The following is a 23730-nucleotide window of genomic DNA, read 5'->3' as shown; positions in this document are numbered from 1 at the left end:
CTATCGCTCCCAATACATTGCTTGCCCGACCGCGGCCAGCAAACGTTCAATATCTTGCGGATAGACTTCGCCAATGTTGCCTATACGGAAGCAATCGCTCTGCGATACCTTACCGGGGTAAATAACGAAGCCCTGTTGCTTCAGGCGCTGGTAGAACTCTGTAAAGCGGTAATTTTCTGCCTTAGGCGAATAAAAGGCAGTGATAATCGGCGAGTGAAGATCGTCTTCCAACAACGTTTCAAATCCAAGTGCGCGCATCCCTGCAACCAAACGTTGTTGATTAGTACGGTAGCGGACGTTACGGGCACCAATGCCCCCTTCTTGCGCCAGTTCGCGCAGGGCCTGCGCAAAAGCCAGTAAAGTATGGGTTGGCGACGTGAAACGCCATTTACCGGCGTTATCTTCCATGCAGCGCCACTGAGCATACAAGTCCAGTGACAGCGAACGCGAACGCCCAATGCACTTTTCCAGCTCGCTGCGTCGTGCTATCACAAATGCAAAACCCGGCACGCCCTGTATGCATTTATTGGCAGAGCTGATCAGATAATCAATGCCCAGCGCATCCACATCCAGCGGAATGCCGCCGAAACTGCTCATCGCGTCCACGATCAAGGTTTTGCCATTACGCGCCGCCAAACCTGAGACCCGTTGCAGCGGGTTGAGCATTCCCGTCGTGGTTTCACAATGCACCATGGCGATATGACTGATACGCGTATCGCTTTTCAGCACAGCGTCCATCGCTTCTACATCCGGCTCATTCACTTCACCGCAGTTGAATGCGTGGTGGTTGATATCCATCAACCTGGCCATCTCAACCATGCGCGCGCCATAAGCGCCGTTGTTGACGATCAACAGCTTGTCCTGTGGGCCAATCACCGTTCCCAACACCGCTTCTACGGCAAAACTGCCGCTGCCCTGCAATAACACCGAGGTATAGCCGGTCGACTGAGTCGCCAGCGCCACCAACTGCTGACGGATGTTCTGCACCACACCCAGGTTGTAATCTTCATCCCAGGTACAGCTATCGAACAACATGGCCTCTTTCACCGTTTTTGACGTGGTCAGCGGGCCAGGCGTTAACAACAGGTAATCATGTTCAGACATTTCACTCACCTAATTGGTCTATACCAGATTGCGGTATAGTGGCGGTAAATTTGCTCTCGGGTCAAACGACAACCGCAGCTGAAACAAAAAATTCATCTGCACATGTATAATGGGCAGGTGCCAAAATGCCATAGCGAGTTGAAATGAAAGAACATCAGAGCGAGATCCCCCACTACCTGCAAATCAAGGATCAGTTACAGGCGCGCATCACTCTTGGTGAACTGCAGGCGGGAGATAAACTGCCTTCTGAGCGCGAGCTGTGCGCAATTTTCTCCACGACCCGGGTTACCGTCCGTGAAAGCCTGGCGCAACTGGAAGCGACCGGGGCCATTTACCGTGCCGATCGCCGGGGATGGTTTGTGACGCCAGAACGGCTGTGGTTAGATCCGACGCAAAACACCAACTTTCACCGCTTGTGTCAGGAACAGGGGCGTGCGGCCCGCACTGCGCTATTATCGGCTGAGAAAACCAGGGTACCGCGTGATGTGATGCAACCGCTGGCATTAGCGCCATCGGATAAAATCTATCTGCTACGCCGTGTGCGCTATGCCGATGACCGGGCAATTTGTTATTGTGAAAATCACTGTCTGCCCGAGCGAGTACCGGAACTACTCCGCCGAGATCTAAACGGCAGCCTGACCGAGATTTATCAGCAACACTACAACCTGACCTATCGCAAAATGCACCTGTCGTTTTACCCGACCGCACTGCCACACAATGCCGCTGCCGCCTTGGGTGCGATGGTTGGCCTGCCGGCACTGTTGCTGCGCCGACTTAATTACGATCAGCAAGGCCGCATTCTCGATTTCGACATCGAATATTGGCGCCACGACAGCCTGCGCATTGAGGTTGATACGCTTTAATCCTGCATGCCGGTGCGCCGTCGTAAGCCCACAATAAAAAGGCGCAGCCATGACTGGCTGCGCCCTTAATGCCCTATACCGACGGGATCAGAATGGATAGTCGTGGTAACCCATTTGCTCGGAAATGTTACGCGCGGCGGTATGCAAACGTTTGATGTAATCGGCCTTCGCGTCTTCGGAGTAACGAATAGAAGGGAACGAAATGCTCAGACCCGCAGTGACTACGCCAAAGCGGTCAAATACCGGCACGGCTATACAGCGTAACCCTTCTTCCTGCTCTTCAATATCTTCGCCCACGCCCTGTTCACGCACCTGATCCAACACTGACAACAGCGCAGCGGCGTCGGTCAGGGTGTTCGGAGTACTGCGGGTAAATTCAACCTGCGACAGGATGTGGGTTACTTCCGCCCGATCGCGCCAGGCCAGCAGCACTTTGCCAATCGCAGTGCTATGCAGGGGGTTACGGCGGCCTATGCGAGAGTACATGCGCAAGTTATACATGGCATCGATTTTGTGGATGTAGACAATGCTATCTTCATCCAATGCCCCAAGGTGAATGGCTTCACGGGTGTGACTCGACAGTTCACGCATTTGGACGTCAGCGATGCGGATCAGATCAACGCTCTGTAACGACTTGGCTCCCAGTTCAAACAGCTTGAGAGTAAGCGCATATTTTTCCGACTCGTCTTCCTGCGACACATAGCCCAAGGACTTCATGGTTTGCAAAAAACGGTAGACAGTACTTTTGGACATCATCACCCGCTGGGAAAGCTCAGTAATGCCGATCTCGCGTTCCTCGCCCAGCGCCTGCAAGATACCAAAAACCTTTAGCACCGACGACACGGCATCCGGTTGCTTATCTGGATCTGCGTTAACCATATATCCTACCCAGCTTCTGTTTTAAGAAATTTGAACACGGGTTTCAGTATACGCGGTACCTCAGAGACCATGCAATCCAGCCAAGAGATAAATGCCTGAGAGGGAAAGGGTTAGGCGTTTCGCTCTCATTGGTTATTACAATTGCGTGCGAAACTGTGGATGCAATCGCAGACGAATATGATTAGCATGATAATACTCCCCCGAATTAATACCGCCGAGATCAACATGCGTCCTTGTACTGACGGCCTCCCCGTCCCGCAGCGCTATGGGGCTATCCTTGCCATTGCCCTGGGCATTACCGTTTCAGTGCTCGACGGTGCGATTGCCAACGTGGCACTGCCAACCATCGCCCGCGATCTGAATGCCAGCCCAGCCAGCTCCATCTGGGTAGTGAACGCCTATCAGTTAGCCATTACCATTTCACTGCTGTCGTTGGCCTCACTCGGCGACTTGATTGGCTATCGCCGCATCTACCAGGCTGGCCTGCTGGTTTTCAGCGTTACATCACTGTTTTGCGCCCTGTCCGACTCACTGACGACACTGACCATCGCCCGCGTGCTGCAAGGTTTTGGCGCCGCCGCCATCATGAGCGTCAACACCGCATTAATCCGCATTATCTATCCGCAGCGCTTCCTTGGGCGCGGTATGGGCATCAATTCGCTGATTGTCGCCTTCTCGTCGGCGGCTGGCCCCACGGTAGCGGCAGCGATCCTGTCGGTAGCATCCTGGCAATGGTTGTTCGCCATCAACTTGCCGATCGGCATTGTGGCGCTGTTGCTGGGGATGAAATATCTTCCGGCCAATAGCCAGAAAAGTACTAACCAGCGCTTTGACCCGACCAGCGCCGTGATGAACGCGCTGACCTTCGGGTTGTTGATTACCGCCATCAGCGGCTTTGCTCAAGGCCAGAGCCTGACGTTGATTTTCAGCGAAATCGCAGCACTACTGGTGATTGGCTTCTTCTTTGTCCGCCGCCAGCTGCGCCAGGAATTTCCGTTGCTGCCGGTAGATCTGCTGCGCATCCCCATTTTTGCACTGTCGATGGGCACATCAATTTGTTCGTTCGCGGCACAGATGTTGGCTATGGTCTCATTGCCGTTCTTTTTGCAAAGCACGTTGGGCCGTGATGAGGTCGCCACCGGGCTGCTGCTAACGCCGTGGCCGTTAGCCATTATCGTCATGGCCCCCCTCGCAGGGCGGCTGGTAGAACGCGTCCACGCCGGGCTGCTCGGGTGTATAGGCCTGGCCGTGTTTGCATCGGGGTTATTCCTGCTGGCGATGCTGCCGCATAACCCGTCGGACATGGATATTATCTGGCGTATGGTCCTGTGCGGCGCTGGTTTCGGGTTGTTCCAATCGCCCAATAACCACACGATTATTTCCGCCGCTCCACGTAACCGTAGCGGCGGAGCCAGCGGCATGCTCGGCACCGCACGGTTGTTGGGGCAAACCTCCGGCGCAGCCTTGGTGGCGCTGATGTTTAACCTGTTCCCTGCCTCAGGTACTCATGCCTCACTGATCCTGGCGGGCACCTTTGCCACATTGGCGGCGGCGGTCAGCAGTTTGCGTATTACTCAACCGCGGGTACAACCGGTAGAAAGCCACCAACAAGCCAAATAGCAGGCATAAAAAAACCCCGGCAAGCCGGGGTTTTTAACGTTATCAGGGTTACTTCAGGTACTGGCCTGAACGCAGCGCTTCGATACGTTTATCGAGCGGCGGGTGCGACATGAACAGTTCGCTGAACGACTTGGATTTGCCGTTGATGCAGAACGCCATCATGTTGCCCGCTTCCTGCGGTTCGTAACTGGTTTTCAAGCGTTGCAGCGCCGCAATCATTTTCTCGCGACCAACCAGTTTGGCAGAGCCGGCATCGGCGTAAAACTCACGGTGGCGTGAGAACCACATGGTGATAATGCTGGCCAGGATACCGAACACCAGTTCCAATACCATCGACACACCGAAATAGATCATCGGGTTACCGTTGCCTTCCCCTTCGCCGTCACGGTTGCCCAGGAAGCCTGCGGCCGCCTGCGCGATCAGACGTGAGATAAAGATCACGAAGGTGTTTACGACACCCTGAATCAGCGTCATGGTGACCATGTCGCCGTTGGCAACGTGGCTGATTTCGTGGGCAATAACCGCTTCCGCTTCGTCACGGCTCATGCTCTGCAACAGACCGGTGCTGACAGCAACCAGCGACGCATTACGGCGTGCGCCTGTAGCAAAGGCGTTAATATCCGGTGCATGGTAAATCGCCACCTGCGGCATGGCGATGCCTGCCTGTTGTGACTGACGGCGTACTGTTTCCAGCAACCAGTTTTCAGTTTCGTTACGCGGTTGTTCAATCACTTCCCCGCCAACGGAGCGCAGCGCCATCCATTTGGACATCAGCAATGAGACAAACGAGCCGCCGAAGCCGAACAGACCAGCCATGATCATCAGGCCCTGAACGCTACTGGATTGGATTCCCGTCAGGCTGAGTACCAGCCCGAAAACCAACATCACCGCCAGGTTGGTGAGCAGGAACAGAGCTATACGCATCATAAAATGTTTACTTCCTCATAAATGTTAACAAAACGCTGTCTCGGATACCCTAGATCGTATGGGCATTCGTCACAGTTTCAAGAGTTCCACGCCATTAACCTACTAAAAATACGAAACTTTACAAAAACGGCGCGCGAGCAATGCTTTTCAAATTGTAAACGATTGTTGCATAAAGAGGTGGGTTTTCTAACGGAAAATCAGCGCTGTTTATTATTCAAACGCCCGAGATGAGTATAACCAAATCCTTCAGCGTATTTCAGCCCATAGCCCAGCGTGCGGTCAAAGCCAATATGCGCACACCAAATCAGTGCAGCCATCAGCCAAAACGGCTGTTGGAGCCAGACAAACACCAGGCCACAGAGTATCGGGCCTATATAGGAATGTGCGATGTTATACCCGAGCGCCCCGGCCTTTTTACCCAGTGCATAGGCGATAAATGAAATGTCAGGCAGCAGAAAACAACCGGCAAACAGCCACCCGCTATAGTGTTGGTAATGATATATCGCGACAGACAGGATCAGAACCAGCAGCGCTTCGAGCCGCAGCAGAGTACGCATTGCAGGAGTTAAGTTGCTCACCATCATGTTCCCACCCTGTGTTTAACGTCGAAAAACGCTTCAGGAGCGCCCATTAAAAAGCGCACCCTTGGGTGCGCTTTTCATTTGCTGATGTTCGACTGCGTTACTTCGCCGCCGCTGGCTGCGCCTGGTCAAGGTGCGCCAGATCCAGTGCGATATGCACGGTTTCATCCAGGTATGGGTCTGGTTCCTGGTAATCCTTCGGCAAATCATCCAGCGACTTCAGCGGCTTCTTACCGGCACGCTGCAGACGATCATTAATCCGCTGCAAACGGGTAGCATCATCATCGTGGTTCTCTTTCTCACGCTGGGCGAGGTTGAGTGAAACGATGTTACGCTTGTCCTTCAGTGCCTTGTAATGCGCGATATCCTGCGCGATGTACTGGAACTCAGGATCCTTCGCGATGCGCTGCTCATGATCTTTCAGCAGTTCAGGTTCGAACGGCTTCAAGTCGCCGGTTTTGGTGTAGGTCGCAGCATTGATGCTGTCCCACGGCATCGCGTTATCTTCAAACGCTTCACCGGTTTCCGCGGGATCAACACCGGTTGGCATCAGGATATCCGGCGTCACACCCTTACGTTGAGTACTGCCGCCATTGACGCGGTAGAACTTCTGAATGGTGTACTGCACAGAACCCAAGGCCGGCCATTCCGGACGCAGCATCTGATCGTAAATGCGGTTCAGCGAACGGTACTGCTGCACAGTGCCTTTACCGAAGGTGGGTTCACCGACGATCAGGGCACGGCCGTAGTCCTGCATTGCTGCAGCAAAGATCTCGGATGCCGAGGCGCTGAAACGGTCAACAAGTACCACCAATGGCCCTTTGTAGTAGGTCACACCGTCGGTGTCTGCGTCTTCACGCACTTTACCGTTGTTGTCACGTACCTGCACAACCGGGCCGCTCGGAATGAACAGGCCAGACAGCGATACCGCCTCAGTCAGCGCACCGCCACCGTTGGTGCGCAGATCGATGATCAGGCTCTTGACGTTTTGCTTGGCCATCTTCTGCAACTGCACTTTCACATCATCGGTCAGGCCAACGTAGAAGCCGGGAATATCCATCACCGCGACTTTCTCATTGCCGACGGTCTTGATGGTCATTTTCACCGCACGATCTTCCAGACGGATGCGCTCACGGGTCAGCGTAACCACCCGTGTTTTGGTGCCTTTGCCAGCCGGCAGGATATCCAGGCGCACTTTGCTGCCCTTTGGCCCCTTAATCAAGGAAACCACGTCATCCAGGCGCCAACCGATCACATCAACCATAGGTTTGCCTGCTTGGCCAACGCCAACAATACGGTCACCTACGGTGATCGCCTTGCTCTTCGCCGCCGGGCCACCTGGCACCATAGAATTGATGAGGGTGTAATCGTCATCCATCTGCAACACAGCACCAATGCCTTCCAATGACAGGCTCATTTCGGTATTGAACTGTTCGGTGTTGCGCGGAGAAAGGTAATTGGTATGTGGGTCGATTTCATGCGCAAAGGCATTCATTACCAGTTGGAATACGTCTTCGCTGTTGCTTTGCGTCAGGCGCTTGATAGCGAACTGATAGCGTTTGGTCAGCGTGTCACGTATTTCCTTGTCGGTCTTACCGGTCAGCTTGAGGTTCAGCTCGTCATATTTGACTTTGGCATTCCACAGGCTGTCCAGTTCGGCCTTGTCTTTCGGCCACGGCGCTTTGCTGCGGTCGAGATCGATAGTGTCGTTGCCGGTGAAGCTCATTGGCTTTTCCAGCAGCGATAAGGCATAGGTGTAACGCTCAAAACGGCGTTTCTGGGCCAGATTGTACAGCGCGTATGGCGTATCCAGCTTACCGCTTTTCAGTTCTTCGCCAAGCTGATCGCGCTTGTTAGCGAATTGCGCCACGTCAGAGGCCAACAACACATTATGGCTGTAGTCCAACATATTCAGGTAACGATCAAATATCTTGCCTGAAAAGTCCGCGTCGAGGGAGAACTGGCGGTAATGAGAGCGAGTGAAGCGCGACGTTACGCGCTCACTCACAGTAGCATGTTGCGGTTCCTGCTGAAGCTGCGGCAGTTGATCGATGCGGATGTTGGCTGTGTCCGCTCCGTAACTTACACCCGCCCACAACAGACCCGCGACTGCTGTTAATCTGACAAATTTGTTCATGCCTTGGTTGGCCTCCGTATCAGAACTGCAAGTGTTCTGCGCGCACAATCATCGCCAGACCGGAAGAGAGCTGCACACGTACGCCATCTTTAGCGATTTCGAGTACGGTAGCATCCATCGCGCTCTTGCCTGCTCTGACTTTGATTTCTTGGCCAATTTGCAGTTTAGAGATATCCGTGACTGGCACATGACGCGGCTGGCTTTCCTCTTTTACTGGACGAGGTTGGCGAGCTGGCTGTGGGCGAGTTTGTGGGCGCGGTTTGCGGTTCTCCTGTGCGGCTCCACCTTCGCGACGCACGGCAGGTTTTTTACCTGCAGGGCGCGGACGGCGTGGTTCCGCGTCGGCTGATTCACCCGCAGCTTCACGTTTTTTCGCGTTTTGTTCGGCACGCTGTGCCTGAACGCGCGCTTTCGCTTCTTCAAGCTGTTGACGGGCATGATCGACATGCTGCTGTTCCAGCTCACCGCACGGATTGCCGTCCAAATCGACGCGCTGTGCGCCAACTTTGACACCGTACAGATAACGCCAGCTTGAGGTGTACAGGCGCAGAGCAGAACGCAATTGCGTTTTGCTCAGGTTTTCTTCCCCTTGAACACGCTCGACCAGATCCTGAAAAATACCGATTTTCAACGGGCGAGCTTCGCCCTCGGCGCTAAAGCAGAGCGGAAAACGCTCGGCAAGAAAAGCAATGACTTCTTTACTAGAGTTCAACTTAGGTTGATTTTCCATGAAATTTCCTGATTACAACGGGTTTGCCAACCAGCGCAGGCATGAACAGGCGTCATTATAATGACGCCATCGGTAAATGCCACGTTAACCGTAGATCAACTTGCTGTCACAGTGACATATTTCGCACTATCACACTGTTCCAGCTGCGCGCAAAGCCCCGCCACCACTGCTTCCAGGCCCCTTTCGTCCTGTTCGTCGAAACGTTGATAAACTGTGCTGTCAATATCAAGAACGCCGATAATATGACCGCCAACGTTCAGCGGCAGCACAATTTCTGCATTACTGGCCGCATCGCAGGCGATATGGCCTGGGAACGCATGGACATCGCCAACCCGCTGAACGCGGTTTTCCGCCACCGCGGTACCGCACACACCCTTACCCACAGGAATACGCACACAGGCGATTTTTCCCTGGAACGGACCGAGCACCAGTTGGTTGCCGTCGATCAGGTAAAAACCCGCCCAATTGACGTCGTCAAGACGCTCATTGATCAACGCACTGGCGTTGGACAACGCAGCGATAAAGTTGGTTTCCCCGTCGAGCAGCGCACCCAAATCACGTTTTAAATCTGTGTAGAACTCTTCTTTTGTCATCTGTTAACCATGGTTTTCTATTCCTGTGTCTAATATTAAAAGAAACACAGGGGGTCAGTCATAATGCGCATGAGCGACAAGTTATTTGATTTTCTATTGTATATCATGCAGGTAGTTTTGCTGTCTTGCCATTTTTCTGCCAGCTGACCCTCAGCATAATTGCTATTACATCGGGTTGTCCAAAGCAATCATGAGACGTTTTGAAACAACAAGTTAGCCCGGCAGTCACTTTACTGAATGAAATAAGCTTTATTCTTTTTATATCAATGCATTGGATATTCTCTGCCGGTGCTTGTAAAGCCATTGTCCAACCTGCGCGCCATAGGCATTAAATGCCAATCGCCACGGGGTTGTTGAACTGTTGCTTCACAACCCCTGTCGGGCAAGGTATGTTTGCCTCGCAGAAACCCTGTTTTCCCTGCGTTGCCGCCCTGAGCTTTATCATCAGCAGGTTAGACCAGGTTTATTTTTCAGCTACGCTATGAAATCCGGCGGGCTCTAGGGCAGCTTTTGTCATGATGAAAATACACGCGATCACCACACCACTTTCCAAAGCTCGCCACCAACGTTGTTGCGAATGCGACCTGCTCTTCGTGTTGCCGCCACTCAGCGGTAACCAGGCCGCTTACTGCCCGCGTTGCGATGCAAAAGTAGTGAGTGGACGCGACTGGTCAATGACCCGGCTCACCGCCATGGCAGTCACGATGTTGCTGTTAATGCCCTTCGCCTTCAGTGAACCATTGATCAGCATCCGTTTGCTGGGGGTGCGTATTGACGCCAGCCTACTGGAAGGTATCTGGCAGATGAGCCGTCAGGGCGATCCCATCACCGCCAGTATGGTGGCATTTTGCACCATTGGCGCCCCGTTGACCCTGGCACTGTCACTGCTTTACCTGCGGTTTGGCCATGCGCTGGGCATGAATCTACGGCCGGTGCTGCTGATGCTGGACCGATTGAAAGAGTGGGTCATGCTCGATATTTACCTGATCGGCATGGCCGTTGCGACAATCAAGGTCAAAGAGTACGCCGACATTCAGGCCGGCAGCGCGCTGATTGCGTACCTGTCGCTCACTCTGCTCAGTATCCTGACGCTGATCCATGTCAATTTGGAGCAATTGTGGGAGCGTTATTACCCGCAGGAACAGCCGGAAGGTCCGCCGGCGGCGCTGCATGTCTGTTTGTCGTGCCATTTTACCGGCTATCCTGACGAACGCGGCCGCTGCACACGCTGCCATATTCCGATGTGCCATCGTCAGCCTTATAGTCTGCAAAAAACCTGGGCCGCTCTGATTGCAGCAATGATTCTGCTGATCCCGGCCAACCTGATGCCTATATCCATTATTTACGCCAACGGTGCGCGCCTGGAAGATACCATCTTCTCTGGTGTCGTCTCGCTGGCAACCTCGGGCAATGCGCCTATTGCCGCTATCGTTTTCATTGCCAGCGTCCTGGTGCCCTTTACCAAGGTCATTGTGCTGATTACATTGCTGTTCAGCATTCATTTCAAGACCTCGCACAGTTTGAAAACACGTATCCGCCTACTGCGTCTGGTGACCTGGATCGGGCGCTGGTCGATGCTCGATCTGTTTGTTATTGCGTTAATGATGTCGCTGGTGAATCGCGACCAATTGTTATCTTTTACTATGGGACCGGCTGCCTTTTACTTTGGGTCTGCGGTTATTTTAACTATTCTTGCCGTAGAGTGGCTGGATAGCCGATTGATTTGGGATGCACATGCAACAGGAAACGCCGAATACACCGACTGAGGCGCGGGTCAAAAACAAGCGCCGTATTTCGCCATTCTGGTTACTGCCGTTTATTGCCCTGCTGATCGCGGGGTGGTTGGTTTATAACAACGTCCAGGAACGTGGCACCACGGTAACCATAGACTTCCAGTCTGCCGCAGGCATTATCGCCGGGCGTACCCCTGTGCGTTACCAAGGGGTGGAAGTCGGTACCGTACAAAGCATCAGCCTGAGCAAGGATCTGCGCAGTATCGTGGTCGAAGCCAGTATCAAAAGTGACCTCGAAGACTCACTGCGCGACGGCACTCAGTTTTGGCTGGTGACACCGAAAGCCTCGCTGGCGGGGGTGTCTGGCTTGGATGCGTTGGTCGGCGGCAACTACATCGGCATGATGCCAGGCAGCGGGCAGCCGCAAACCCACTTTACCGCGCTCGATACCCAGCCCAAGTACCGGCTGAACACCGGCGAACTGATGATACACCTGCACGCAGACGATCTCGGTTCGTTGAATACCGGTTCGCTGGTGTACTACCGCAAAATCCCCGTCGGCAAGGTATATGACTACACCATCTCCGAGGGCAATAAAGGTGTCACTATCGACGTGCTGATCGATCGCCGCTTTGCCAATCTGGTCAAAGGCAACAGCCGTTTTTGGAACGTCTCAGGCTTCAAAGGCGATTTTAGCCTGGCAGGCGCGTCAGTGCAGATGGAAAGCCTGACAGCCCTGGTCAATGGCGCCATTGCTTTTGATTCACCGCTCGACGCCCCGCAGGCCAAAGCCGATCAAAGCTATACCCTGTATCCCGATTTGGCGCACAGCCAGCGCGGCGTCAACATCACGCTGGATCTGCCGAGCGGTAACAATCTGACCGAAAACCGCACCCCTCTGATTTACCAAGGGTTACAGGTGGGCACCCTGACCAAGTTAACCTTGCAACAGGACAGCAAGGTCACCGGTGAACTGACGATCGATCCCGCGGTCGTGGATTTGATGCGTAGCGGCACGCGGATCGTCATGCGCAGCCCGCGTTTGAGCCTCAACGACGCCAAGCTCAGCCAACTGCTGACGGGCAATACGCTGGAACTGGTGCCGGGTGAAGGCGAACCACAGCAACATTTCAACGTTCTCGATAGCAGCGAAACATTGCTGCAACAGCCTGGCGTCCTGACTGTGACGCTTAACGCACCGCAAAGTTACGGCATCGACGTTGGCCAGCCGCTGGTTGTGCATGGCGTCAAGGTTGGCCAGGTCATGAGCCGCGCCCTGACCGCCAACGGCGTGGTGTTTACCGCCGCCATTGAAGCGCAATATCGCAGCCTGTTGCATAAAGACAGTAAGTTCGTGGTCAATAGCCGCGTTGACGTCAAGCTGGGGCTGGATGGTATGGAGGTTCTTGGTGCCAGTGCCCAGGAATGGCTGGACGGCGGTGTGCGTATCATTCCCGGCAGCAAAGGCGACGCTGTCAGCCAGTATCCGTTATATGGCAATAGCGAAAAGGCAGAGGCCGGCATCATCGGCAATAGCCCGACCCCTACCCTGACACTGACGGCGGTCAGTCTGCCAGACGTACAGGCAGGATCGGTCGTGTTGTACCGTAAATTCCAGGTAGGCGAAATCGTTAACGTGCGGCCCAAAGCCAACGAATTTGAGGTCGATGTTTATATCAGCCCGGAATACCGTAAACTACTGACTAACGAAAGTATTTTCTGGGCCGAAGGTGGCGCCAAAGTGCAATTGAACGGTAGCGGCCTGACGGTTCAGGCATCGCCACTCAACCGCGCGCTGAAAGGGGCCATCAGTTTCGACAACCTGCAAGGCGTGACGCTGGACAAAGGCGCCAAACGCGTGCTGTACGCCACAGAAACTGCCGCCCGTGCGGTAGGCAGCCAGATTATCCTGAAAACCTATGACGCCAGTAAGCTGTCACCCGGTATGCCACTGCGTTATCTCGGTATTGATATCGGCCAGGTAGACTCATTGAAACTGGCACCTGAACGCAATGAAGTGCTGGCCAAAGCGGTGTTGTACCCGGAATACGTGCAAACCTTCGCACGCCTGGGCAGCCGTTTCTCCATCGTATCACCGGAGATTTCCGCAGCCGGGGTGAGCAATCTCGACACCTTGCTACAGCCCTACATTAACGTTGAACCGGGTCGTGGGCGCGAATTGCGCAGCTTTGAACTGCAGGAAGCCAGTATTACCGACTCACGTTACCTGGACGGCCTGAGCGTTATCCTCGACGCAGCAGAAACCGGATCGCTGCAAATCGGCACGCCGGTATTGTTCCGCGGAGTGGAGGTCGGCACTGTTACCGGTTTCTATCTGGGCACCATGTCCGATCGCGTTCACGTCGCATTGCGCATCAGCAAGAAATACCAGTATCTGGTGCGTAACAACAGCGTATTCTGGCTGGCCTCCGGCTATAACCTGCAGTTCGGTCTGACCGGTGGCGTCATCAAGAGTGGGACATTCCAACAGTTCATTCGCGGCGGCATTGCATTTGCCACACCGCCAAGCATTCCTCTGGCACCGAAGTCGACGCCGAACAAGCACTTTATGCTGAATGCTGAAGAACCGAAGGATTGGAAAGCTTGGGGCACCGCAATCCCTAAAGAGTAATTTCGTAACATCGTCAGGGGCTCAGCAATGCTGGGCCCCTACTGTTCTCAGGTTTGTGATAAACTCCCGCCCTTATTTTGACTGCTGCCAGAGAGCTCACCCGTGGCCAAACCTGCCTCCGTTTTTTTGCCGCCCGCGTTTCTCGACGCGACGCGCGCCATCATGCCCGCCGACCTGTCGATGGACGATTTCATTGCCGCCTGCCAACGCCCATTACGCCGTAGCCTGCGGGTCAATACCCTGAAGATCAGCGTTGCTGACTTTCTGGTATTGGTGCAGGACTATGACTGGCAATTGGAGCCTATCCCTTGGTGTGCTGAAGGCTTTTGGATAGAACGAAAAGATGAAGAATTGCGTTTGGGCAGCGCGGCGGAACATCTGAGTGGCCTGTTTTACATTCAGGAAGCCAGCTCGATGCTACCTGTCAGCGCACTGTTCGCTGACACGGAAACGCCACGACGGGTCCTGGACGTCGCTGCTGCACCGGGATCAAAAACCACTCAAATTGCTGCCTTGATGAATAACCAGGGCGGTATCGTGGCTAACGAATACTCCGCCAGTCGGGTAAAAGTGCTGCACGCCAATATCAGCCGCTGTGGCGTAAAAAACGTGGCGTTAACTCACTTTGACGGTCGGGTCTTCGGTGCTGCGTTACCGGAAAGCTTTGACGCCATTTTGCTGGATGCGCCTTGCTCCGGTGAAGGTGTGGTGCGCAAAGATCCAGACGCCATGAGCAACTGGTCGCTGGAAAGCGTTGCCGCCATAGCGGACACTCAGCGCGAATTGATCGACAGTGCCTTCCATGCCCTGGTCCCTGGCGGGGTGATGGTCTATTCCACCTGCACACTCAATGCGCAAGAGAACCAGCAAATCGTCAACGGGTTGTTGGCAGCCTACGGCGATGCAGTCAGCATTGAACCGCTGGGTGAACTGTTCCCCGGTGCTAAACAGGCGTTAACTGCCGAAGGTTTCCTGCACGTATTCCCGCAAATCTACGACAGCGAAGGCTTCTTCGTGGCACGTTTGCGTAAGCACCACTCCGTTGCCCCACTGGCAAAACCAAACTATAAACTGGGTAAGTTTCCGTTTACCCCGCTGTCCGGCAAGGACTCGGCTGACATTGCCCAGGCCGCCGCTGCCTCCGGCCTGTCCTGGGATGAAAGCAGTCGTCTGTGGGCGCGCGATAAGGAGATTTGGCTGTTCCCCGCCGAACTGGAGGCACTGGTCAATAAAGTGCGATTCTCACGCATCGGGCTGAAACTGGCCGAGCGTTTCACCAAGGGTTACCGCTGGCAGCACGAAGCTGTTATCGCCTTGGCGATGGACGATAGCAAACAGCGTTTTGAACTTAATGCCGCGCTGGCGCAAGAGTGGTTCCACGGCCGCGATTTGTACCCGGAACTGCCGCCGCAGACCGACGAATGCATTGTCACCTATCAACAACAACCGTTAGGCATCGCCAAGCGCATTGGCAGCCGGATCAAAAACAACCTGCCGCGCGAACTGGTCCGTGACGGCGTGCTGGATTTCCACCAACAATAATCCCATGTTTGCCCTAACTGGCCGGTCAATCCCCGGCCGGTTAATCCTCCTAATAATATTCCTATACGTAAGTATTATTATTCTAATCATTTCCATAACTAATCATTATCCCCCTGAGATGCTGGAGGATAGCGACATCTTTCAAAAACAAAGAAAATTTTCGGTCTTTCCCCAAGACAATTTCGAGTTCTTATTCTATTAATTAAGCTGTAAATAAATTAATGCGTTCAACCCGTTTTCGGGTGGCGATTTTGTGGGGTTCTCCCTTACACAGCAAGGAAACTAATATGAAAAAGATTCTGATGGCATTGACCTCGGTAGCCACCCTGCTGTGCGCAAATGGCGCAGCTAACGCAGGCACAATTCAAGGTACGCTCGGCGTATCGTTAACCATAGGTAACGGCTGTGTCGTTACCGGTGGTACCTCAACCGGAACCGTCAACAACTTTGGTTCTATCAGTTTCGGCACCTACTCCTCATTGGCCAACATCATCACCGCCAGCTCAACCGGCACCGCTGGCGCGGGCAGTTCGATCGGGCTGAACTGCACCGACGGTACCGCATATACCGTTGCGTTGGATAACGGGTTAAACGCCTCCAGTGGTCAACGTCGGATGGCCAGCAGTGTTCCCGCGTACATCAGCTATAACCTTTATCAAGATGCCGCTCATACGCTCACGTGGAACAACACCACTGGCGTTCTTGCCGGTACCGGTACAGGTGCGGTCGTCCCATTAACCGTCTATGGTCTGGTGCCATCTTCAGGTACCACCCCGGCTGCTGGAGCCTATGCCGATACGGTGACCATGACGGTAACCTGGTAAGCATGCTGCGTCTGGCCAGCGCCTGTCTGTTATTGCTGGTGGCTGTAAACGGCCGTGCTGATGTCAAGACTGCCACTGTCTCGGTCAACGCCACACTGGTTAAATCCTGTGTGGCGGGTACCACCAGCGGCGGCAGCACCACTTTCGGTACGCTTAACTTTGGTACAGTGTATTTCCTCAATACCGCTGTGCCGGTTACCGGACAGCAGAATTCCGGGGCCTTACAGGTAAATTGCAACAATGGAACCAGCTACACCGTGTTGCTGGGCGGTGGGCAGAGTGGGAATACGGCGGCGCGGTATATGCAGAGCACTGCTGGCGCAAAAGTCAGTTATAACCTCTATACCAACGCCGCTCATACCCTGGTCTGGGACAACGTGACCGGCGTGTCGATGACAGCCACCGGACAAACGACCTGGCTACCGGTGTATGGCTTGGTTCCCGCACAAACAACCCCCGCTACCGGTAACTATTCCGATACGGTACAGGTAACGATAAATTGGTAATGAAAAGCGCGAAGACCTGTTTGCTGTTAGCTGGCCTGATAAGCGCCTGCGGGGCTTCTGCCGATACCGTTAGCCAGGCCTTTACGGTGAATGCTTCCATTATCAAAGGCTGCGTATTGGGGAGCGGTGTCACTGATGTTACGACATTCGGCACCCTCAGCTTCGGACAGGTCTCCTCACTCAGCAGCAATATCAGCATCGTATCCAGCGCTGGCGCTGGCTCGGTACTGATTCGCTGCAATCCAAATGTGAGCGTCACATTGGCGCTTAATGTAGGCAGTAATGTGACCGGATCCATTTCCGGCGGCAGGAAATTACAAAACGCAACCACGTTGGAAACGCTGGTGTACCAACTGTACCAGGACAGTAACTACTCAACCCTTTGGGGAGATGGCACCAACGGTGGCAACGCACAAACCGTGTCCAGCACCGGCAGCACGCAAGAAATCAAAATTTATGCCCGTTTAATGTCGACCAGTATCCTGCCCACCAGTGGCACCTATAGTGATACGGTCTTATTAACAGTGACTTATTAAGCTTTAACAAGGATCACACTATGCGAACCGCCCTTAGACTGTCTTTGATGACAGCCCTCTTGCTCGCAAGCCAGCCACACGCTTTTGCCGCCGCGTCCATCCTTATCTGGCCGATTGATCCAGCCATTGAAGCCAATCAGCCGGCCACCGCACTGTGGCTGGAGAACCGCGACAGCAAAACCGTTTATATGCAAGTTCGCGTTCTCGGATGGCAACAGGTTAACGGTAAAGATGACTACCACAACCAGAGTAACGTGGTCGCCAGCCCGCCGGTTGCCACCATCGCCCCCGGCAAACGTCAGCTGATCCGTTTAATTAGACAAACGCCGACCCCTGACGGTAAAGAGCAGGCATACCGTATTCTGGTCGATGAAGTGCCGATTAAGGATCAGGACGGTGCTGCCCCAGAAAAAGGGGCGCAAATGGGATTAAAATTCCAAATGCGTTATTCCGTCCCGCTGTTTGTCAGCGGCAAAGGGATCTGGACCAAGCAGGATTACGAGCATCCGCGTGACTACGCAACGGCCAGCCAACCGCAGCTCAGTTACCGGTTATCACAGCAAAACAGCCAACGCTGGCTTGACGTGCGTAATACCGGTGTAGTGCATGCCCGGCTTTCACAAGTCAGCATGCAGGGCAAGCCTCTTGCGGCTGGATTGCTGGGCTACGTCCTGCCGGGTTCGCAGGTACGCTTTGCCTTACCGCCGTCAGCCAGTTTTGCCGGCGGTAAGCTACAGGCGACGGTCAACGATAATAAACAGCCAATAACGATTCCGGCCTATTGAGCCTTCGGTGCTGGTGAATCGGATACGCCTCCCTATTGGCAACGGATTGAGACTAAAACCGTTAGCCCTTGCCGTACTCTGTATGGTGGTAGACCTGTGGCTAGCAGACGTGCGGGCGGACGATCTGCCACCGCCGCCCGGTGCGATCACCATGCCCGATACTACCCTCTACCTGGAGCCGGTGGTCAATGGCAGGCCAACCGGCAATGTGGTCCCCATTAGCTACCGCGGCGGTCACTACTACCTCACCCCGCAACAGCTTATCGACGCCGGCCTGCCCGTGGCAGATAAACAGGCGAAAGAAATTGCCGTCGATCAGCTCAATAAAGTGGATGTCACCTACAGTGGCGAAACCCAACAGCTGATGATTAACGTGCCCAATGACTGGCTGCCGAATCAAAACATTAGCGCCACCGATCCGGAACAGCGTCTGAAAGCACAAAGCAGCCTTGGTTTTCTCTTTAATTATGATGCCTATGCCAGCCAGAGCGGCAGTGGTAACCCCGGGTATTTCTCGCTCTGGAGCGAACAGCGCTTATTCGACGGATTTGGTGTGATCGCCAATACCGGTATTTACCGTGGCAGTTTCAACAACGACAGCACAAGCGAACAAAACAGTCGCTACGTCCGTTACGACAGCTCATGGCGCTACAGTGACGAAGACAGCATGCTGAGTTACACCGCAGGCGATGTCACCACCGGCTCGTTACCCTGGACAACAGCAGTCAGAATTGGAGGGCTGCAACTGGCGCGTGACTTCGCCACACGTCCGGACGTAATAACCTACCCATTACCGCAGTTTTCTGGGCAAGCAGCGGTGCCCACCAGCGTCGATCTGTATATCAACAGCTATAAAAATACATCGACGAATGTGAACCCCGGGCCTTTCACGCTCAATACCGTTCCCTACATTAATGGTGCCGGTCAGGCAACGGTAGTGACTACCGATGCACTCGGTCGCCAGGTGAGTACGACCGTGCCCTTTTACGTCGCCAGTAATTTGTTACAGGCCGGTATGAGTGATTTCAGCCTATCGACCGGTGCCCTGCGGCAAAACTACGGCATCAGCTCGGGTGACTACGGGCAATGGGTTGCCAGCGGCAGTGGGCGTTACGGCGTCACCGATTGGTTAACCCTGGAAGGCCGTGCCGAAGGTGCCGCACAACTGGCCGTCGCTGGCACCGGCGCAGACATTCGAATTGGGCAATGGGGGGTAGTAAACGCCTCTTACAGTCATAGCCAGGCGGGCAGTGACGCATTCAACGGCACGCCGCTGCCCGTGCAGATTTACTATGATCCCATCACCGGTCAACCGTTCACACCGGCCGAACCTACCGACGTTTATCAGTACACCAGTACGCGTGGGGATCAAACCAGTCTGGGGTACACCTACAGCAACTCACTGTTCAGCCTTAACGCCCAGCGGGTTCTGCGCAGTGAAGGCTACGGCGATCTTTCTGCTTATAAGAGCAGCTACCGTCTGAGCCGCCGTACCGATCAGCTCACCGGCAGCATTGGGCTCGAACGCTTTGGTAGCATTGGTGTCGGCTATTTTGACGTGCGCGATGCCATCGGCACGCGCACGCGCTTGGTCAACTTATCTTACAGCCTGACTCTGTGGCGTAATATGAGTCTGTATGCCTCGGTAAACCGTGAGATAGGCAGCAGCGGCTACAGCTCGCAACTCCAGCTCAGTATCCCATTCGACAGTTGGGGCACCGCCAGCGTGAGCACCACACGTGACACCAATAATCGCTGGAGTGAACGCGTGGGTTACAGTCGGTCTGCACCTACGGATGGCGGATTGGGATGGAACCTGGCTTATGCCGACAGCCAGGGCAGTGGCAATGATTATCGACAGGCCGACCTCACCTGGCGTACGTCACTGCTTGAAACCCGCGCGGGCCTGTATGGCAACAGCAATAACTACACGCGTTGGGGCGAAGTCAGCGGTTCTCTGGTCGCCATGAACAGCAGTTTCTATGCCACCAATACCATTAATGACGCCTTTGCACTGATTTCAACGGATGGCTACGCCGGTATCCCGGTGAGCTACGAAAACCAACGGATTGGTATAACCAATAACAATGGCTATCTATTAGTGCCTACCGTCACTTCGTATTACCATGCAAAATTCCAAATCGACCCCTTAAATCTGCCTGCGGACGTTACCCTCCCAACGGTAGAGAAAACCGTCGCCGTACGAGACCACAGTGGTTTCCTGGTTAATTTCCCGGTCAAACGTGTTTCAGCTGCCGACGTTGAGCTGGTCGATGCGCAAGGGAAACATCTGGCCAATGGCAGCCAGGTTGCCGTTATCGGCAGCAATCAGCAAAGCTATGTCGGCTGGGACGGCATGAGTTATATCGACCCGGTAGAACAACACAACCGCTTAAGCGTCATTCCGGCTGACGGCGGTGCGCCATGCCAGGCAGAATTCACCCTGGATAAACCGCAAGGTATGCAACGCGTCGGCCCCGTCGTCTGCCGATAACCCATTACGGAGAAAAAGATATGTCTCGGCCACTCATAATAATCCTGGCGGCGTTGTTGCTGATGACCTGTCAAAGAGGGCTGGCAGCCTGTAGCACCACCAGCGGTACGGTAACGCTCCCCACCAGCAGCTCCTTTGCCGTGTACAACGGTCAGATCAATGCTCAGGGTACCGCAGGACTTAACTGCACCGGCCTTGGCCTGTCGCTGTTGTCACAAAATACCGTAACGGTGAAAATCGCCTCAACCACAAACACCATGGCACTACTTAATAACAACGGTTCCGGCGATAAAATTTCCTACCTGATTTACCCCGATGCGAATTACCAATATCCCTACAGCATCGGACAAACCATCGATTACAGTTCACTGAATCTACTGTCGCTGATCCTGATCTCCTCTAACGTTAACTTCCCGGTTTATATCAAGACCACTGCAGGAGCGAACGTCAGTGCCGGCACCTATACTGATACCATTAACCTGATATGGAACTACCATATCTGCGGCCTGGGGGTGCTAGGACTGTGCGTCTGGTGGGATGGCACCGATCAACCCAGTACCGTCACCGTGACGGCAATCATCACCAAGAGTTGCCTGATCAATACCGCCAACAGCGTCAATTTTGGCAGTATGGCCCTGGTTGGCCAATTTAATCCCATTAACCAAAGCATCACCCTTACCTGCACCAAGAGCCAGGGCTACACCACCTACTTCACCAATGGCAACAACCCGGTTACCGGCTGGCGGCAGATGATTAATGGCACCACTAATTTTCTGCAGTACCAAATTTATCTGCCCAATACCTCTACCGTATGGAGCAGCACCAACGCGCAAAGCGGCGCCGGAACAGGCCTGGCGCAGAGCATCCCTTTCAAGGCAGCCATTAACCCGGCACAAACCGAAGCGCCGGTCGGTACCTATCAGGACAACGTCAGTTTTGTGGTGACATATTAACGCCATGCGGTAGCCACCGAACACGAATGTTGCCAGCTTGTATTTTTTATGTGGCATTTTTTGCTCATTTGTCTATGCTGATACTGATGACCCAAACTGGTCACACCTCACACCAGCAGATCAGGCAAGGAGTTCCAATGGGCAAAACCGTGGTGAAAATAGGCAGTTTTGAGGTCGACGATGCACATTTGTCTTCTTCGTCAGAGCAAGCCAGTACGCTGGCAATCCCTTGCAAGTCGGATCCCGACCTGTGTATGCAGCTAGACGGTTGGGATGAACACACCAGTATCCCGGCAATGTTGAATGGCAAGCAATCGCTGCTGTATAAACAACATTACGATCGACAGACCGATGCCTGGGTGATGCGATTAGAATGAACGGCAGTAAACGGAAGAACGCGCAGTGTCCGCTAAGAACACGGCGCGTTTTTTTATGCGATAGCGATACCGCGGCCGGCAAAAAAACGGCCAAAGTGGTTCATCGGTAACCTCACCTGTTTGCGGGTCGCCAGGCTGTCACCGGAAGGATTGTGGAAGGTCACGCAGTCAGCCTCGACCGCCGTCACCAAAACCAGATGCCCCCCTCGTTGAGGAGGTACCTGCTCAGGCTGGCGAATGCCAGGGTGCACCGAGGCCATAAAATAACGGTGTCGCGCTAATAACGGCAGCAACTCCCCAGGTTCAAGCCCAACCCGAACCTCTGCCGCCAGCGCAAACTGCTCACGCACATAGTCGACAAAGGGCGCGTAGATCAGCCCCTTAATACGCTCCCCCTCACGTACGTAAGCGCCGTACGGCAAACTGCGGCGTGCCAGCTCCATTAGCGATGGCGCATCACCATCACGGTGGCTCAACACCATTTTCAGACAGGCCATACCGCAGACGTGGTTAGCCCATTCGACGTATTCCGCACGGTCATGCGCACCACTGAGCGCCCAGTTGGCGTCGTCAGCCAACGTCACTCGGCCCGCAATCAAGTCGGCCGCAAGTTCGGGTGTCGCCCACTGGCAGACGTAGGGAACAGGACGTGTCAAATCAGAACGTCTCTGCCACTTTGAAATTCATCAGCACCAGCGTCATATCAGGTGAGAACAGTTCATACTCTTCAAAGAAACTCTGCAGCTCTTTACGCCAGTAGGCCAGTGAACGGTCACCTTCGCCTTCAGCATAAGCATGCGCTTCATCAACCTGATCGTAGGTTTTCATTTCTACTGATGTCAGTTCTACCGCGCAAATCGGGTTACCCTTGCCATCAACCACCACAAACACATCGCCGGCCAGCGGGATACCTTCACCGTCAAGATTGGCGCAGGTTGCCGTCTTGGTCCCGTTGAGGATCAGCTTTACGATGTCATCGGCCTGCTGCTCAGTATTGCCAAACGCCCAACGTTCGGTGTTTTCATATTTTTTCGGAATTTCGCTCGCCATTGCCATACCTTATTGAATGAATCATTGTGCAGACAGAATAGTACAACGTATTCCCCGCTGCCTGCACCTGCCTAATTCACCCCGCTGTCACTCATTCCCACATTTTTTACAAGCCGTTTACGGTAAATGCCTGTGCCTGTGCCAGGACAACAGGCATACTGTGGGCGAGATCCACTCCATGGCGACGGTCAGGCGGTAAAATGAAAGATGCAGATAAAGACTCAGATGACACCTTTAGTGACTTACTCAAAGTCCTGGCGGTGGTGGTGATCGTTATCTTTGTTATCGGCGGCTGGTATTTCAGTTGATTACACCAACAGGAGGTCACATTGGCAACCAAACGCATGCGCACCAAACACTGGAAGATGTTTTTGATTTTGTTGCTGATCTGTCTCGCCCTACTGTTATTGCGCTGGGCGGCAATCGTCTTTGGCTAACGGCAAGGAGCAAGCCCGATGGCAAAAAATAATGGCAAAGGCATCCAAATCGCCTTACTGCTGCTGGCGCTGGTTATTTTGATCTGCGGTGTATTGATGATTACCACCGAATTAGGTCACCAGATGCTCGAAGAGATCGAAGATATTCTCGAATAACGCCAGTCCGGCCGGACACTGGCGAACACCGCACTAGGGGTGATCCCGTTTTGCGGGTTGTTGGGCTTCCGGCTCCAGCAGCTCGCGCAGATAGGCTATTCGTGCCTCCCCTTGTGGTAACCACAGACGACTCAACCAATGCTGCACTTCTGCCCGCTGACTCCGGCGATGGTAGCCAGCCAATTGATCGATCAGTTTCATCATTCATCCTCCAGATATTCAACACTGTCAGTATTGGATAAAAAAACCAGAAGAAATACTGATGGTTTGT

At 53.9% G+C, this 23730-nt stretch carries 25 protein-coding genes; 14 read left to right on the top strand and 11 right to left on the bottom strand.

Features of this window, described 5'->3' with window-relative positions; genetic code table 11:
• Complete coding sequence (gene phnW, locus JOE25_RS05010; RefSeq protein WP_209632987.1) at positions 1-1104, bottom strand: 2-aminoethylphosphonate--pyruvate transaminase; 1104 nt, start codon at positions 1102-1104, stop codon at positions 1-3.
• 143 nt (positions 1105-1247) lie between these two features.
• Here phnW and phnR point away from each other — a divergent pair, with 143 nt between their 5' ends.
• Entirely contained in the window at positions 1248-1967 is a 720-nt protein-coding gene (phnR, locus tag JOE25_RS05005) for a phosphonate utilization transcriptional regulator PhnR (RefSeq protein WP_209632986.1), read from the top strand.
• Positions 1968-2054: 87 nt separating this feature from the next.
• Here the strand turns inward: phnR and kdgR are convergent, their stop codons facing one another.
• The gene (gene kdgR, locus JOE25_RS05000; RefSeq protein ID WP_209632985.1) at positions 2055-2846 is read right to left on the bottom strand and encodes a DNA-binding transcriptional regulator KdgR; all 792 of its coding nucleotides are present in this window, start codon (positions 2844-2846) and stop codon (positions 2055-2057) included.
• Between the two features lie 225 nt (positions 2847-3071).
• Here kdgR and JOE25_RS04995 point away from each other — a divergent pair, with 225 nt between their 5' ends.
• Complete coding sequence (locus JOE25_RS04995) at positions 3072-4466, top strand: MFS transporter (protein WP_209634185.1); 1395 nt, start codon at positions 3072-3074, stop codon at positions 4464-4466.
• Between the two features lie 48 nt (positions 4467-4514).
• On the opposite strand, the gene htpX is transcribed toward JOE25_RS04995, so the two are convergent.
• The 6 genes from htpX to JOE25_RS04965 form a co-directional block, all read right to left on the bottom strand.
• The gene (gene htpX, locus JOE25_RS04990) at positions 4515-5393 is read right to left on the bottom strand and encodes a protease HtpX (RefSeq protein ID WP_209632984.1); all 879 of its coding nucleotides are present in this window, start codon (positions 5391-5393) and stop codon (positions 4515-4517) included.
• Between the two features lie 197 nt (positions 5394-5590).
• The gene (locus JOE25_RS04985) at positions 5591-5974 is read right to left on the bottom strand and encodes a DUF4260 domain-containing protein (protein ID WP_245209777.1); all 384 of its coding nucleotides are present in this window, start codon (positions 5972-5974) and stop codon (positions 5591-5593) included.
• A 100-nt stretch (positions 5975-6074) separates the two neighbouring features.
• Positions 6075-8111, bottom strand: coding sequence for a carboxy terminal-processing peptidase (gene prc, locus JOE25_RS04980; protein ID WP_209632982.1), 2037 nt, complete (start codon positions 8109-8111; stop codon positions 6075-6077).
• Between the two features lie 19 nt (positions 8112-8130).
• Entirely contained in the window at positions 8131-8841 is a 711-nt protein-coding gene (gene proQ / locus JOE25_RS04975; protein WP_209632981.1) for an RNA chaperone ProQ, read from the bottom strand.
• Positions 8842-8936: 95 nt separating this feature from the next.
• Positions 8937-9434: a GAF domain-containing protein gene (locus tag JOE25_RS04970; RefSeq protein WP_209632980.1), complete on the bottom strand. Its 498-nt coding sequence runs from the start codon at positions 9432-9434 to the stop codon at positions 8937-8939.
• 103 nt (positions 9435-9537) lie between these two features.
• On the bottom strand, positions 9538-9738 hold the full coding sequence (locus JOE25_RS04965; RefSeq protein WP_209632979.1) for a hypothetical protein: 201 nt from the start codon (positions 9736-9738) through the stop codon (positions 9538-9540).
• 214 nt (positions 9739-9952) lie between these two features.
• Here JOE25_RS04965 and yebS point away from each other — a divergent pair, with 214 nt between their 5' ends.
• The 10 genes from yebS to JOE25_RS04915 all read left to right on the top strand — a co-directional run bounded on the left by yebS (position 9953) and on the right by JOE25_RS04915 (position 21816).
• Complete coding sequence (gene yebS, locus JOE25_RS04960) at positions 9953-11200, top strand: membrane integrity lipid transport subunit YebS (RefSeq protein WP_209634183.1); 1248 nt, start codon at positions 9953-9955, stop codon at positions 11198-11200.
• Positions 11169-13799: a PqiB family protein gene (locus JOE25_RS04955; protein ID WP_209632978.1), complete on the top strand. Its 2631-nt coding sequence runs from the start codon at positions 11169-11171 to the stop codon at positions 13797-13799. Before yebS ends, JOE25_RS04955 begins: the two co-directional genes overlap by 32 nt.
• A 102-nt stretch (positions 13800-13901) precedes the next feature.
• A complete protein-coding gene (rsmF, locus tag JOE25_RS04950; protein WP_209632977.1) occupies positions 13902-15341 on the top strand; it encodes a 16S rRNA (cytosine(1407)-C(5))-methyltransferase RsmF in 1440 nt (479 codons plus the stop codon).
• Between the two features lie 287 nt (positions 15342-15628).
• Positions 15629-16165, top strand: coding sequence for a spore coat U domain-containing protein (locus JOE25_RS04945; protein WP_209632976.1), 537 nt, complete (start codon positions 15629-15631; stop codon positions 16163-16165).
• 2 nt (positions 16166-16167) lie between these two features.
• Positions 16168-16671, top strand: a complete 504-nt coding sequence (locus tag JOE25_RS04940; RefSeq protein WP_209632975.1) for a spore coat U domain-containing protein — start codon at positions 16168-16170, stop codon at positions 16669-16671.
• Entirely contained in the window at positions 16671-17207 is a 537-nt protein-coding gene (locus tag JOE25_RS04935) for a spore coat U domain-containing protein (RefSeq protein ID WP_209632974.1), read from the top strand. Before JOE25_RS04940 ends, JOE25_RS04935 begins: the two co-directional genes overlap by 1 nt.
• A 20-nt stretch (positions 17208-17227) precedes the next feature.
• Positions 17228-17992: a molecular chaperone gene (locus JOE25_RS04930; protein ID WP_209632973.1), complete on the top strand. Its 765-nt coding sequence runs from the start codon at positions 17228-17230 to the stop codon at positions 17990-17992.
• 151 nt (positions 17993-18143) lie between these two features.
• Positions 18144-20486, top strand: a complete 2343-nt coding sequence (locus tag JOE25_RS04925; RefSeq protein ID WP_245209775.1) for a fimbria/pilus outer membrane usher protein — start codon at positions 18144-18146, stop codon at positions 20484-20486.
• 20 nt (positions 20487-20506) lie between these two features.
• Positions 20507-21439: a spore coat protein U domain-containing protein gene (locus tag JOE25_RS04920; protein ID WP_209632972.1), complete on the top strand. Its 933-nt coding sequence runs from the start codon at positions 20507-20509 to the stop codon at positions 21437-21439.
• A 137-nt stretch (positions 21440-21576) separates the two neighbouring features.
• Positions 21577-21816 (top strand): YebV family protein, encoded by a 240-nt coding sequence (locus tag JOE25_RS04915; protein ID WP_037422480.1) that lies wholly within the window; start codon positions 21577-21579, stop codon positions 21814-21816.
• 53 nt (positions 21817-21869) lie between these two features.
• Here JOE25_RS04915 and JOE25_RS04910 read toward each other — a convergent pair whose 3' ends face one another.
• A complete protein-coding gene (locus JOE25_RS04910; protein WP_209632971.1) occupies positions 21870-22472 on the bottom strand; it encodes a hypothetical protein in 603 nt (200 codons plus the stop codon).
• 1 nt (position 22473) lies between these two features.
• A complete protein-coding gene (locus JOE25_RS04905) occupies positions 22474-22866 on the bottom strand; it encodes an ASCH domain-containing protein (protein WP_037422476.1) in 393 nt (130 codons plus the stop codon).
• A 329-nt stretch (positions 22867-23195) separates the two neighbouring features.
• Between JOE25_RS04905 and yniD the strand changes: the two genes are divergently transcribed.
• Positions 23196-23303: a small membrane protein YniD gene (gene yniD / locus JOE25_RS26560; protein ID WP_012144841.1), complete on the top strand. Its 108-nt coding sequence runs from the start codon at positions 23196-23198 to the stop codon at positions 23301-23303.
• Positions 23304-23321: 18 nt separating this feature from the next.
• The gene (locus JOE25_RS04900) at positions 23322-23459 is read left to right on the top strand and encodes a hypothetical protein (protein ID WP_209632970.1); all 138 of its coding nucleotides are present in this window, start codon (positions 23322-23324) and stop codon (positions 23457-23459) included.
• A 33-nt stretch (positions 23460-23492) separates the two neighbouring features.
• On the opposite strand, the gene JOE25_RS04895 is transcribed toward JOE25_RS04900, so the two are convergent.
• Positions 23493-23663: a hypothetical protein gene (locus tag JOE25_RS04895; protein ID WP_209634231.1), complete on the bottom strand. Its 171-nt coding sequence runs from the start codon at positions 23661-23663 to the stop codon at positions 23493-23495.
• Between the last annotated feature and the right edge of the window lie 67 nt (positions 23664-23730).

The organism is Serratia sp. PL17, from assembly GCF_017832355.1.
GTDB lineage: Bacteria > Pseudomonadota > Gammaproteobacteria > Enterobacterales > Enterobacteriaceae > Serratia.
The sequence above is the reverse complement of the archived record's forward strand: the minus strand, read 5'-3'. Positions and strand labels throughout refer to the sequence as shown.